Below are 13,174 nucleotides of genomic sequence, written 5' to 3'. Positions count from 1 at the left end.
TTTGTCGCCCCCGCGGGGAGAGGGGCGATATCAGTGGTGATTAAATCTCAACCGTGATCCATTACTTATAATATTAGACACAACGTTGAACTGTGTTCTAGAAACACATCGACTTGACCAAAATGAACTTGTCTGGCAATCTGGTTGCCAGCCCTCGAAGTTGACAGACCGCAATCGTCGGCGGGCGTTACATGTCTCTGCTCCGTAGCTATTTGCTTCGAATTTTGTCGCTGGTGCACTAAAGCTACCGGGTCCCAAGGCTGCGGCTCTTGAGCGCGTCCTCGGCGGGCTGATATCGCCACAGCTCTATCACATCATCGCAGCAGAAAACGTTACTTTATATTAAGTATAGGCTGCGCCATATCTTATGAAACTTTCACAGTGGTAATAAAATGTTTAAGGTTTATAATACTGTGTCAATTGACTGGCAGGACGCTTATCCATATCTGGGTGCGTTCTCCAAACTGGACGATTAGATCAACGTCCTGACTGAAGCGTGACCGGCAAGATTTCGGCATGCAACGGCGTTCATCGGTCGTCAATACCCCACTTTTGCGGCGACGCGCGGCGCCTCGGCGGCGGTTCACGCGACTACCGTGCGGTCCAGATGGATCAGGCGCTTCATATTGTCGAGGATATTGGCCATGCCGATCTTCGTAGTGACGCGCGCAATGCCGATGGTTCGGATGAACAGCCCCATGCGGCTCTTCAGTCCGGCAAAGACATGCTCGACGGCGAACGCCCCTTCGACTTGATGTTGTTGGCGTGCGCCGGATAGCTTGCGGCATCGGACGGTTTGTCGGCTTCTTGCGATGGACCCGGCTGACGAAGCCGTTCTTCTCCATGAAGGCGACATGCTTGCGCAGGGTCTTGGTCGGCGCGAGGGCGAAGACCTGCGGGCTGCAATAACGGCTGTCGCCGCGGAGCAGGATTCGAATGTTCGGCCAGTTGATCCGGATCGCCCGGACCAGACGGCTTAGCGGTAACATTACTCATGGCGGGTGTGGTCTCCGGAAAATGGTCCGGATTGGCTTAAGCAACCAACGGCTTGCACCCCATCCGCCAACCCCACGAGTTTTTTTCGGTGGTTTCACCGTTCTCAGATCGCTCTATGCCGTAACAGGTCGGCGTAGTTGTTAAAGTGTTGTCTCCTGGGACGACCAACGCGGCAGGTCCGAAGCTACAGGTCTCTTCGGCTTTCGAGAGAGTCGCACCCCGATTTGATGTTTGCCGCGTCACACCACTGCTCACGAGTTTCATCCCCGTCCAACTACGATGTGTTTTCCTTCGAGATTTCCTCAGCTGTCCTGCACGATCGTCCCGATTGCCCCGAAGCCGGTAGATGGTCAACCCGTCGGCCACGGCGATCGCTGCGGCCAGCGGTGTGGGTGACCTGAGACAATTTGTTGGTACCACCGCTCCACGCGGGGCGGGCAAGGTGTAATCGGTCGCGCCGAGGAAACCGCCAAATCGCGGCTTCATCATTTTCCCAGGCGCACTCGAAATGTCGGTGCAATCCGCCCGGCTTTGAGCCGGACCGGCGCATTCACCATCGCTCCATCTACTATACCAACGCCGCTTGGATGAAGCGCGTTTGACCCGCTCGGCCCAAGCGGGTTCTTGCTCCGATGGGCATCCTCACTTTCATCGGAAAGCCGGTGCTTGTGCCGAAGGACGCCGAGGCGGCTCTGCGGCTACGGCGCCAGCTGATCGGCTGGGACCCGCGAGGCGAGGCGTCCCGTGCGGTTGGGGAACCCGACGACCGCAAAGACTTCATGACCACGAGCAGACGTCGGCAGAGGAACTGTATAACCGCTTGCTTTCTCACGGCTACGAACGCGTGCCGTAACGAAACCGCTTTCGATCCCTGGCCGGCCGTCTCGCTATAGAGCGGCGCGATCTCGAGATCGATCCAGTCCCAGTCGATCTTGCCTCAGAGCTGCACCAGGTCGTGCCTCAGGTTGATAATCTGATCCACCCTTGCGCGAAACAGATCGCCTTCCCCTGTCGTCTCCGGCTTCCTCGGTCGCATCGTTCCTTCCGCTGCAACCACGGAAGCACAATCGCTGATTCGAGAGAACCTTGAAGATGAATTCAACACGCTCTCGAGCCTCACATCCTGACAAACCTGCAATCTCAAAACAGCGGCCACGCCAAAAGGCGACTCTCGCTCTCTCGCTCAGCGGCTTTGAGTGTTTTTCATTATTTCCCTCAGTGGGCGTCTACCGGCGAAGCGCCCGGCTAGTAGTAATTGCAGCCGCGCCCAGGTGCTGAGCTGCTAAAATCTTGTCAGTGGGACCGGAGAGCGTCGACCTCTTTCCTGAGGTTTGAAAGCGCTGTGGCAGGATCCAGCTTCTGCGAAAAAACAAGATAGCAGTAGTCTTCGATTATCTTGTTGATCTTCGAATTGTTCTCGCCCGGGAAAGAGTACCAACCTGTCATCATTGGGAGGCGCTGAACAGCAGCGCGGTGTTCGGGGTGTTCCTCGAACAACTTGCGAAGCCCGCCGGGGTCCTTTGTCGCTGCGATGCTCGCCGGTACATAGCCAGTGGTCTGGACCATCACGTTTTGACCGAAGGGTCCTACCGCGAACTTGATGTATTCCCAGGCGGCCTTCTGCCTCTCCGGATCATCAGTCAGCATGACGATGCCATTGCCGGCAGCGGGAAGCTTGGCACTTGCGGAGGAGACCGGGAATTGTCCGACCTTCACCTGGAAGTTGCCAGCCGCCGATTGCTCGAATCCCGTTAGCACGCTGCTTGCGGTGGAGATGATCCCGAGTGTTCCAGCCCGAAATGCCTGCCGGGCCTGATCCCTATCGAACGCCGGCTGGCCTTCTTTCGCGAGGCGTTGCAATAGTTGAAAGGTTTGAAGGCCAGCCGGCCCGTCGAAATCGATCCTTCTTTCGTCTTCGCTCATCATTCGGCCGCCAAAACTGGCGACAAGCGTTTGGAACGACCAGCCGTTGTTAGTGTATTCGACATAGAGACCACTGATACCGGCCCCCAAGGCACCAATCTTCTTGCCAAGTTCGATTACGCCATCCCAGTCGGTAGGCAAGCTGTTAGGGTCTGCACCTGCCTTCTCCACGAGATCTGCGTTGTAGCAGAGCACTGGAATGGAAATTGCAAAGGGTGAGCCATAGATTTTCCCGCCGTAAGACGCCCAGGACGTGATGGCATCAGGAGTGCCGATCGTCTTCCAGGCTGGATCGGCCTCGATAAAGCCATTGAGCGGCACGGCAATTCTGCGATTGGCCAAAGGCCGGATCTGGTTCAATCCCTGGTGAGAAATGTCGGGCATTTGCTTTGTTATGCTCTGCCTCAACGTTCGTTGAACGAGGTCGTCGTAGTCGACAGCGGGAGTATCTAATACGACCTTGATATTTGGGCGCGTATCCATGAAACGCCGCGCGAGGGCCTCATAGAGTGCGTTGAGAGAGGCCGTAGCATAAGAAACCCGGATCAATGTCTCGGGGTGGGCAACGGCCTTTAGAATCGGCGTGGCTGCTGCAGCCGTCGCCGCCGAGAGAAAGATCCTGCGTGAAACAATCATCGGTCGACTCCGTTGGCCTATTGTTTAACAGCGCCTCGGGTCATTTCTTCGACGAACCACTTCTGTACGGCGAGAAAAGCGATGGCGAGAGGCAGCACGACGAGAGTGGATGCGGCCATGAGGGGCCCGTAGTCGTTGCCGGCCTCCTCATTCTTAAAGGCCATGATGCCGAGCGGTGGCGGCATGAGAGACTGGTCGCGCACTGCGATCAGAGGCCAGAAAAGATCGTTCCAGTGACCAACCACCGAGAAGGTCGAGAACGCGATGACGGCTGGCAAGGCCATCGGCATCATGATCCTCCAGATGATGGCGAGTTCAGAGAGACCGTCGAGGCGGGCCGCGTACACCACATCGTCAGGGATGGTCTTGAAGAACTGGCGGAACAGGAAGATGCCGAAGGGCGAGACGACATAGGGGAAGATGAGCGCCGCAAAGGTGTTAAGGATACCGAGCCGGTAGCCGAGAATGAAAAGAGGCAGCGAGAGCACTTGCTGTGGCAGCATCAGCCCGATCAGCACCATGCCGAACAGTAGATTGCGTCCAGGAAAGCGAAGCTTGGCGAGGGCATAGGCGCACGGAGCGCAGACGAGTATCTGAAGACTGAGAATCAAAGCACAGATGACTAGGCCGTTGCCCATTGAGCGCGGCAGCGGCGCTTCAGTCAGCGCCTTCGTATAGTTCTCGACGCCATAGAATTGCGAGGGCCAGAAAGAGAAGGCCGCACGAAAGATCTCGCCAGGCGACTTTATCGATATCGACACCATCCAAACGAAAGGCACCAAAGTGAGTGCTCCGGTGACGAGCAGCACGGCATGCCGAAGAATGGCGGCGGGCTTCGACAGGCGATTGTTAGAGATGGTGACGCTCATTGGTAATGCACCCTCCTGTCCATGACATGGATCTGGACGAAAGTGAGCGTCACGACGATGGCGAGAAAGACGACGGCAACGGAGGCCCCATATCCGGGGTGCAGATATTCGAAGCTCTCCCGATATAGCGTGTAAAGCAGCACTTCGGAGGCGTGAACGGGCCCGCCTTGAGTTAGCACTTTCACGCTGTCGAAAGCTTGGAATGCCTTCAGCGCCACGACGATGACAACGAACATAGAAACGGGCCCGAGCATAGGTAGGGTGACGGTGCACAGCCGGTCGAGCCAGAGGTCGGCACCGTCGACGTCGGCAGCTTCGTAGAGATCCTGTGGGATGCGCTTGAGACCGGCTAGGAACAAGACCATGGCGTAGCCGACGTTCTGCCAGATGCCGATGACGGCCAGCACCGGCAGGGCCGTATTCTCGTCACGCAGCCAGTTGGCGGTAGGCAGACCCATAGTGGCGAGCGTCTGGTTGACGAGGCCGATAGTGGGATGCAGTAGAGCTTCCCATGCAATAGCCATAGCTGTGAGCGTCGCTATGAAGGGCAGGAAGTGAATGGCGCGGTAGAAGGCGCGCAAGGTCTGTCCGCTTTCGATAAGGAGCGCGATCAGGAGGCCGGAGGCGACAGTCCCTGGCACGACGATCAGAACGTAAACGAAAGTATTGAGAAGGGAAGCTCTGAAGCCCGCGTCGCCGAAAACCTCACGGAAATTGGCTAGGCCGACGAAGGAAAGGGAACGCGCATCGAACTGCCAATCCGTGAGCGCGATGACAAAGACGCAGATCACTGGCAGAAAAAATAGGACGACTAGAAAAAAGGCCGCCGGCCCGACCAGGATCCAGGCCGCCAGCGCCTCTGTAAAGGCACGCCTACGGGCTGGTGAAGCAACGACGGACGGGAACATTTGACTGCTACCAGTCGCGGACGGCTCGTCCGAGGCGTCGGAGACTGCGAGGGGCCCGCCCATCCGACAATCTCCCCGGATTGGCGTAACCGATGCTCGGCCGGATTCCACTTCCTGGCGTAGACGCCTCCCATCACGGGTAAAGAGAAGTACGCGGTCCGGCCTGACTCCGACATGCAAGGTCTGGCCGGGGGCGATATGAGTCGCCCGTTCGGCGAGCAGCCTTGCGATCAGCGGATAACCGATGACAGGGAGATCGAGATGGACGAAGAGATCGGAGCCCATATGCTCGATCATGCGCACGCAACCGGTTAATGCGCCCTGCCCCCTGTGATCGGCGAGAAAAAAAGCCTCCGGGCGAATACCGAGGGTGAGATGCTCGCCGACGAGTGCATTGGCCTCTATCGTGAGCGTCGATCCAGCGACATCGATTAGGTCGCGTTCGCGCACCACCCCATCGAGCATGTTGATCTTGGGCGAACCGATGAATTCGGCAACGCGCCGGTCGTCGGGATCGGCATAGATGTCCTGCGGCGGAGCGACCTGCAACAACTCGCCGTCCAGCATTACCGCCACCCGGTCCGACAGCGTCATGGCCTCGGCTTGGTCATGCGTCACATAGACGAAGGTGCCCCCGAGCCGATGGTGCAGTTCCCTGATCTCGGCGCGCATTTGCACACGCAGCTTGGCATCGAGGCTGGACAGGGGCTCGTCCATCAGAAAAACAGCTGGATGGCGTACCGTCGCCCGGCCGACGGCCACGCGCTGGCGTTGGCCGCCAGAGAGCTGCCCAGGTTTGCGGGCCAGCAGGTGGACGATGCCGAGGGAGTTAGCCGTACGGTTGACTTCCGCGTCGATCTCGGCAGCGATCCGCTTGGAACCTGGCAGCAGCCGACCAAGAAGAGGGAGCCTCTGCAATGCCGAGAGCCGATGCATACGCAGCGGCAGCGCCAAATTGGAGGCGACCGTCATGTGGGGATAGAGCGCGTAGGACTGGAAAACCATCGCCACATCCCGCCGCTTCGGTTGGAGGCTGTCGACCGCCCGCTCGCCAATTAAGACCGAACCTGAGTCCTGCACCTCGAGCCCCGCTAGGATACGCAGGAGGGTCGATTTTCCGCACCCCGATGGTCCCAACAGCGTCAGGAACTCACCATCCGCTATCAACAGCGAAATGCCACGCAAGACAGTAGTTGTGCCGTAATTCTTTCGAATGCTTTTAATCAATACCGATGCCATATTCGTTACTTCCAGCTCATCATGGTTGGGATCAAGGCAATTAGATCGCAGATCTCGTTTGGACGTGTTCGCCGATGTGCGAGACCTTGAAAAGTTGAATTTCTAGGTCGGATGACGTTGATCGAATAATTCGATATGAGAAGGAGATTTGGTACGATATCCGAGAGAGCTATCATCGAGCCGTGAACTACAATCCAGGTGGGAAGCTACAGCTCCTGATGGAGACCGTGCTCCTCACCCGGGTTCGCATCTTCCGATGCGTTCCGCCCTCTCCTTGTGGGAAGAGGTGACCAGAATCCACCGCTCGCACCGATTCAACCAGGGCACACCTCTCTTCCTAGCTCGTGGCCCGCTGGATGCTCGTTTCGCTCACGCCCACTTCGCGCGCGGTGTTCACTATTGCGGCCCAGGTATCATCAAGCAATGGGATGCCATTCTTGGTTCGCTCGGCGCGGGTCCTGCGTTCAGGATCGCCCGGGATCAGCACCTGCTCGATGCCGGCGACCGGCTTCGTCGCACGGATGAAATCGGTATAGCGGGTGATTTCGCCGTCGAAGAAATCTGCAGGATCGACTACCTTTGGATCGATATAGATCGCCAGCATGCCGTTGGCGAAGCGTCGATTAGCGACGGTCGCACCCGTGCCCGTCAGGGCTCCGCCGAGCAGTTCGCAGATCAGCGCAAGGCCGGAGCCCTTGTGCTCGCCAAAGGCGCGGATGGCCCCTGTGCCCTTGGTATGATCACGCGTCCCATCGGGGGTGTATGGGCCGTAGAGCAATCGCGGATCGTCGCTAAGGGTGCCGTCGGAATCGATCAGCGCGCCATTGGGCAGCTTCTTGCCGCCAAGGCTTGCGACGAAGCACTTGCCCTCCGCGACAATAGAGGTCGCGAAATCGAGCACGATTGGATCCTGGCCTTGCCGAGGGATTCCCACGCAATAGGGCGCGGTCGACATGCGCTTCTCGACACCGCCGAAAGGTGCAACCAAAAGCGAGTCGGTGGCATTGACGAAGTGCACGGAGACGAGGCCATCGGCTGCCGCCATCTCCGCCCAGTCGCCGATGCGGCCAATATGGCCGGCATTGCGCAGCGCCACGGCCGCCAGGCCAGCCTTCTTGCACTTCTCGATGCCGAGCTTGACGGCAACCGGCGCCACCGTCTGGCCGTAGCCGAACTTGCCGTCGAGCACTGCGAGCGAGGGCGTGTCGACAATGACCTCGACCGTCTGGTTCGGCACCACCGAGCCTATATTTTTCCAGCGAATATAGCCGGGCACGCGGATCACGCCATGACTGTCGTGGCCAGCGAGATTGGCTGTCGTCAGATAGGTTGCTATGCGACGTGCCTCTTGGGGCGAGGACTCGGCGTGACCAAAGACTTCTGCGATGAAATCGATGAGATTTTCAACCTTGATGGAAACCATGCTCGCCTGTCCTCTCTCCGCTTGAGCATGATCGTCGGAACACCGGTGCTCGCTTTTCTGGATCATGCGTCTGACGTAGTCACTTTGGCGGGCCCGCCGAGATCGCTAGCCGGCGCAAGCCCATAACTCACCAAGCTTACATGCGTAACTTTGGGCTCGCAGAACACTACTAGACTTAGTAGGCTCCTTATTTCCGATTTTCGGCTAACCCGCTTCTCTCACCGAATCTAGCACCGGGCTCCGCTGAGAGGCGGCAGCGAGTCTTCAGGCTGTTTAGGGTCTCGACGACGCGTCTCAGTCCCAGCTCCAGCAAGTCTGGTGGAACGCCGAAGGAAAGACGCAACCCATACATGTCGCCAAAAAACCCGCCGGCAACGGATGCTACATCAGCTTCTTCCAGGAGTAATCGTGCAATATCGTCTGCGGATCGAACGGGACCTCCAGCCGACAGGTCGGAAATAAACCTCCTTAGATCGAGATAGAAGAAGAATGTGCCATCGGCGCGCGGTACAGTCACGCCCTCCAGACCAGCCAGGATGCGAAGACCAGTGTTGCGGGCTTTCGATAGCCGCTGATGCATCTTTCGTTCAAAGCTGCGGTGTCCGACCTGTAGGTGATGCAAAACCGCATGCTGCGCGATCACATTAGCATTCGAGGTCATATCGCTCTGCAGCTTCTTCGCTGCGGCAACGATCTCGGGGGGGCCTGCGAGATAGCCCAACCGCCAGCCGGTAATCGCCAGTTCCTTGGAGAAGGTGTTGACTAGGATCGTGCGTGAACGCACGCCCGGATGCACGGTGACGATCGACTCATGGCGCCCAGTGAATACAAAGCAGGAATAACATTCGTCGGAAACGATCCAGAGCTGGTGGTTGATTGCGAGATCGCCGATAGCTCGCAGCGTAGTTGGATCATAGACAATGCCGGTCGGATTGTTGGGCGAGTTGATGATAATGGCTTTCGTGCGCTGTGTAACAGCAGCGCGGATCGCGCCGATATCGGGAATATACGTCGACGGGCGAGCATCAATGAACACGGGCTTTGCGCCAGCGAGAAGAATCTGGGACGCGAAAGTCGGCCAGCAGGGGCGAATGATGATTACCTCGTCACCCGGATCGAGCACGGCTAGGGCAGCATCGAGCAGTGCTTGCTTTGCGCCGGCAGTGATAACGATGTCTTCCAAATTCCAGCCGACGTCCGTTTGCGCCGACAGCTTTTCGGCGACCGCCTTGCGAAGCGAAGTCAAACCGATGGCATCGGTATAGCGGTTCGTCCCGGCATTGATCGCGGCAATCGCTCCCTCGCGCACCGACAATGGTGGCTCAATGATGATTTCGCCGGCTGCAAGGTCGATGATCCGACGGCCGGCTGCGGCAGCTAGCTGAGCTAGCTCAGCTGGTTCTTGGGCGGCGGCAGTGCCCGGACCTGAAAGCAAAGACATCCGTTGCGCAAGCATGTGCGCCCCTCCTGAGCTAATTGTCGAATTCTTGAAATTGGTGCGATTCGCTCGGACGTCGCTCTGCTGTCCGCTTCGGCAGATACTGTTCTTCCGCCTGAGCCAGTTCGTCGTAGCCGATCAGGCTGAACAGCTCGTCGAGGCAGGCAACCTCGTCCTCGATCCCGGCGATGCTTTCTTGCGACCAGATGCGGCCGCAGATATCGCGCATGCCGGCAATCGCCGCCCGCATCGAATGGTTGGCCCAGATGACGGTCGAAATGCCGGCATCACGAAAAACCCAAGCCGGCGTTTTGTAGTATTTGGTGGGGACGATGATGATCGGCAGCTTGTTGTTCCATTCCTTTGCGAAGGTCAGGATCTCGTCTGCGACGGCCTTGCCGGAGTGTATGAGGATTGCGTCGGGGCCGGCTTCTGCATAAGCCTCGGCCCGAACCAGCGCCTCATCGAGACCGTGACCCGCGATCAGCGCCTCGATCCGCGCGACGACGACGAAATCCGGTCCCGTCGTGTCTTTCACTGCTTTGAGCCGGCCGCAGAATTCGTCGATGTCAGCAAGCGGATGCCGATCCCCGACAAAGGAGTTCAACTTCGGAAAGCCCTTGTCTTCAAGGCACATGCCGCTGGCCCCGCGTTGCTCAAGCTTCCGCGCGACCAAGCGAGCATTGTTGAAATTTCCGAAGCCGCTGTCACCGTCGACAAGAACAGGGATGTTCGTCGCATCGACCATGCGCTCGACGACGTCGACGACTTGCGTCCAACTCGCTTCGTTGGCGTCCCGATAGCCAAGCGCCGAGGCGATGGAAAGACCAGAGGCCCAGAGCCCTCGAAAGCCGGCACGCTCGGCAATCGCTGCCGAAAGCCCATCATGCGCTTCCATCAAAAATGTCAGGTCGTTGGAAAGAATGAGCTCGCGAAGGGTAGTCGATGACGCCGTCACCGGCAAGACTTCCGCCCCGAACGAAATCGCCTTGCTCATTGTATGACCTCCTCCATAAACTCAGGTCCAATGAACTCGGTGAAACGGGACGATTACTCATCGTCGCCCTGACCTCGCTGTAGAAAAGTCCTTTGGCCTACACATGCGCAATGGTCGTGAGATCCGCTGGAAGCGGCTCTGTGCCGGAGCGCACGTTACAGTTCAAGCAGCAAGAGCCATGCCAGCTAAAAAGCCGTTGTTATTGCAACAGGATGGCTTTGGACGGCTGGTTCCGTTTGTTAGCGGCGATACAATTCTGTCGGGATCGCGACAGCGGACAAGCTATATCACGGTGCGAGGGTGGCAGGTCGCCCCCTAATGCACCGGATCGATGCCGAAGATGACCTGCGCCATCTCTTCAAAGAACCGGAGCGCGCCCAAAAAGCCGGGCGAAGCCATCTCGATCGCGCGAACTGGATGGTGTCCAGCCGATTACAGGGAATTGTTCGCCGGATGAGGGAGAACGGGCGGTAACACCTCCGCTTGTCAACAGAAGACGTGCTCACTGTGTCCGCCACACAAAGGGCGGCACAGCCTTCATAGGTCAAACCAGCACGCTTCGTAACATCTCATCACCAGCACGGGTGATCACACCGGGCCTGACTTTGCCGGATGATCTCTTGGGGTCAGACCAATCCAGGCAGCAAAATCACGTCCGGATTTAAACATCGTCCGGTCCGGCGCCTTCATCATCAGAAGCGAGGCGCCGATCGGCCCGACACCGGGGATTTCCGCCAGCCGTTTGCTGCATTCATCAGCACGATGCAAGGCCATCAGCTCTTCGTCGACAGTTTTGATCTCGGCAAGCAGATCGCGATATTCCTCACCATGCATGGCGAAGAGCTCGCGGGCGAGTTCCGGCAAAGACTGGTCAGCAGCGATGCGCTCCAACAACGGTTCGATCCGGCACATGCCCTTGGCCGCGATGATACCGAACTCCATGGCAAAACCCGGATAACATTGGAAAGCTGGGTGCGATTGCGGATCAATCTCTCTCTGGCTCGGCTATGGCCGGGAGTATATGACACGTGCGCCCTGGATCATGTTTGCACCTGCTGTGCTGATCGTCGCGACGACGCTCTCCATAAGCTTGTTGGGCGACTGGCTGCGCGACCGGTTGGATAAAGGCCCGCGTTGACGCCCAAGCAGCCTGACTCGTTCCGCCCTTCAGCCGCTTCAAATCGGAGCGCCGATGGTCAGACGTTTTCAATACCGCCATGTTGGACCAAGTGGTGCAGCTTGGCGTCGCCAGTCCCTGACAGGACCATCTCATTGCTTTTTCCCGCCTACTTAACCGTCCTGGAAAAGGCAGGGCTGCACGGAATGATGCTGGTCCAACCGGAGTCGATTATCTACGGCACGGGAGAACGTCCAGGCAGCGCCGCCGGCTGGCGATGGGCAGGCGCTGTCTTCGTGATCGTGCCTGCGGATTCGAGAGAGCCCCTCACAGCCATTATCCGCGATGTATACGCTGAAGAATTCCGAACCGCTTCGGGAATCGATGACATGGTCACTTTTCCTGTCTGGGTCGATCTGACCGACAATCGTAAGGTCCCACAGGGGCGTCTCTCAGCCGCTCGTCCGGTAGAGCAGGTACATCCCAAGCCAGCAAACTTTGATCGCAGACAGACATTTGCGCTGCTTGCCGAGGCCTTGGCTCGCCGCGGTCTCAAAGCACGGCTCGGAACGAACACGCCTTCCTGCCGGTTGCAGACCGGGCCTGCTTCCATGACGCCTGCCCGGACGTCCGCTGGTCGATGCCTCGCGACTCGTCAGTCGCTTGCGGATGATCAAGACCGCGAAAGAAATCGAACGTCTGAGCCTAGCTGGCAAATCTGCCGAGGCTGGCACGACGGCCGCCATCGCCCACATCCGGCCAGACTGTACCGCCGATGAACCGTTCTCAATTTCCCGAACGGGCTCGGCGCAGCACGCAGCCGAACTCGCCAACGGGCCGGTTCTGGCGAACGGCGCATTATGGTGGGCCGGCGCGAACGGCAAAGGTCGGCCGGCACAACGAGGAGACGTCATCCGTCTTGATCTTTGCTGCGTTGTTGATGGCTACACTTCCGATTGCGCGCGCACGGCTGTCGTCGGTCGGCCATGCGCGGATCAGCAAGCAATCTATGGCGCTCTGCGGAACGCCTCGAATTCGGTTTTGGACGCTTGTTAAACGTGGTCACGTGAACTGGCGATTTGCGACTGACGAACTGCGACGTTCACCGATGTCGGGCGACTAGAATTAAGATATCATGCGTTTTCTCATCATCAGCTTTGACGGCCTTCGTACCGACCTCGTCTTGCCAGATCTGACGCCGAACCTCTGCCGCTTGCAGTACCTGGGTGTCACGCTGGCGGAGCATCGGACGATCTATCCCAGCGGGTGTTTCGAGGAGACTGTGACCGCCGCATTCGACCAAGTCATTTCGGAGGGCTATGTCTGGGCAGCAGGGACGGAAAGCGTCGGTTGCGGCCGCAGGGCGGCCGAGCCAGGTCACCCCGGCCGACGTTCGGCGATGGCCACGCGCCAACTCTCAGCCTATGCAACTCGTGCGATGGCTCTGCCGTCGAACAGCACCGCCGGGAGGCCGCCGCTTAAGTTCGATTTCCGCTACGGGGATGTCGCGTCAGCGGACTTCCAACGGGCCCCTGGCGAAAGGCGATGAACACCGCCTTACTCACGCATCGCGACAGATTGGGATACGATGGCCCGGCAGGAAGCCATAATGGGTTGGCGTAACGCTT

Annotated in this window: 8 protein-coding genes and 6 pseudogenes; 4 read left to right on the top strand and 10 right to left on the bottom strand. The window is 58.4% G+C overall.

The features are described 5' to 3' along the window. Positions 1-496 precede the first annotated feature (496 nt). A complete protein-coding gene (locus AC0L17_RS25965) occupies positions 497-778 on the top strand; it encodes a hypothetical protein (RefSeq protein WP_473517933.1) in 282 nt (93 codons plus the stop codon). A 61-nt stretch (positions 779-839) separates the two neighbouring features. Here the strand turns inward: AC0L17_RS25965 and AC0L17_RS25960 are convergent. From AC0L17_RS25960 to AC0L17_RS25915, 10 genes and pseudogenes are all read right to left on the bottom strand, one after another. Next, positions 840-980 (bottom strand): annotated as a pseudogene (locus tag AC0L17_RS25960) (IS1380 family transposase); the annotation flags it as partial. Positions 981-1,847: 867 nt separating this feature from the next. Next, a pseudogene (locus AC0L17_RS25955) lies at positions 1,848-2,032 on the bottom strand (IS5/IS1182 family transposase); the annotation flags it as partial. Between the two features lie 257 nt (positions 2,033-2,289). Further along, the gene (locus AC0L17_RS25950; RefSeq protein ID WP_473517900.1) at positions 2,290-3,555 is read right to left on the bottom strand and encodes an ABC transporter substrate-binding protein; all 1,266 of its coding nucleotides are present in this window, start codon (positions 3,553-3,555) and stop codon (positions 2,290-2,292) included. 17 nt (positions 3,556-3,572) lie between these two features. Then, positions 3,573-4,424 (bottom strand): carbohydrate ABC transporter permease, encoded by an 852-nt coding sequence (locus tag AC0L17_RS25945; protein ID WP_473517899.1) that lies wholly within the window; start codon positions 4,422-4,424, stop codon positions 3,573-3,575. After that, positions 4,421-5,077 (bottom strand): annotated as a pseudogene (locus tag AC0L17_RS25940) (carbohydrate ABC transporter permease); the annotation flags it as partial. The pseudogene AC0L17_RS25940 and the gene AC0L17_RS25945, both read right to left, overlap by 4 nt. A gap of 357 nt (positions 5,078-5,434) precedes the next feature. Beyond that, a pseudogene (locus AC0L17_RS25935) lies at positions 5,435-6,571 on the bottom strand (ABC transporter ATP-binding protein); the annotation flags it as partial. Positions 6,572-6,908: 337 nt separating this feature from the next. After that, positions 6,909-7,994, bottom strand: a complete 1,086-nt coding sequence (locus AC0L17_RS25930) for a malate/lactate/ureidoglycolate dehydrogenase (RefSeq protein ID WP_473517898.1) — start codon at positions 7,992-7,994, stop codon at positions 6,909-6,911. Between the two features lie 187 nt (positions 7,995-8,181). Further along, positions 8,182-9,450 (bottom strand): pyridoxal phosphate-dependent aminotransferase, encoded by a 1,269-nt coding sequence (locus tag AC0L17_RS25925; protein ID WP_473517897.1) that lies wholly within the window; start codon positions 9,448-9,450, stop codon positions 8,182-8,184. 16 nt (positions 9,451-9,466) lie between these two features. Continuing rightward, the gene (gene aepX, locus AC0L17_RS25920) at positions 9,467-10,429 is read right to left on the bottom strand and encodes a phosphoenolpyruvate mutase (protein WP_473517896.1); all 963 of its coding nucleotides are present in this window, start codon (positions 10,427-10,429) and stop codon (positions 9,467-9,469) included. A gap of 547 nt (positions 10,430-10,976) precedes the next feature. Then, positions 10,977-11,427: pseudogene (locus tag AC0L17_RS25915) on the bottom strand (transposase); the annotation flags it as partial. Between the two features lie 5 nt (positions 11,428-11,432). Between AC0L17_RS25915 and AC0L17_RS25910 the strand changes: the two are divergent. The 3 genes and pseudogenes from AC0L17_RS25910 to AC0L17_RS25900 all read left to right on the top strand — a co-directional run. Then, positions 11,433-11,567: pseudogene (locus tag AC0L17_RS25910) on the top strand (ABC transporter permease); the annotation flags it as partial. A 648-nt stretch (positions 11,568-12,215) separates the two neighbouring features. Next, a complete protein-coding gene (locus AC0L17_RS25905; protein ID WP_473517895.1) occupies positions 12,216-12,602 on the top strand; it encodes a M24 family metallopeptidase in 387 nt (128 codons plus the stop codon). Positions 12,603-12,681: 79 nt separating this feature from the next. Continuing rightward, on the top strand, positions 12,682-13,095 hold the full coding sequence (locus tag AC0L17_RS25900) for a hypothetical protein (RefSeq protein WP_473517894.1): 414 nt from the start codon (positions 12,682-12,684) through the stop codon (positions 13,093-13,095). Positions 13,096-13,174: the final 79 nt, after the last annotated feature.

The sequence above is a fragment of the Mesorhizobium sp. WSM4829 genome, from assembly GCF_055811475.1.
This window is presented reverse-complemented; position numbering and strand designations above follow the sequence as displayed.

Excerpts from the sequence above, each read along its gene's own strand:
- AC0L17_RS25945 (WP_473517899.1), bottom strand. The coding sequence starts at position 4,424 with ATGAGCGTCACCATCTCTAACAATCGCCTGTCGAAGCCCGCCGCCATT.
- AC0L17_RS25905 (WP_473517895.1), top strand. The coding sequence starts at position 12,216 with ATGATCAAGACCGCGAAAGAAATCGAACGTCTGAGCCTAGCTGGCAAA.
- AC0L17_RS25950 (WP_473517900.1), bottom strand. The coding sequence starts at position 3,555 with ATGATTGTTTCACGCAGGATCTTTCTCTCGGCGGCGACGGCTGCAGCA.
- aepX (WP_473517896.1), bottom strand. The coding sequence starts at position 10,429 with ATGAGCAAGGCGATTTCGTTCGGGGCGGAAGTCTTGCCGGTGACGGCG.
- AC0L17_RS25900 (WP_473517894.1), top strand. The coding sequence starts at position 12,682 with ATGCGTTTTCTCATCATCAGCTTTGACGGCCTTCGTACCGACCTCGTC.
- AC0L17_RS25925 (WP_473517897.1), bottom strand. The coding sequence starts at position 9,450 with ATGCTTGCGCAACGGATGTCTTTGCTTTCAGGTCCGGGCACTGCCGCC.
- AC0L17_RS25930 (WP_473517898.1), bottom strand. The coding sequence starts at position 7,994 with ATGGTTTCCATCAAGGTTGAAAATCTCATCGATTTCATCGCAGAAGTC.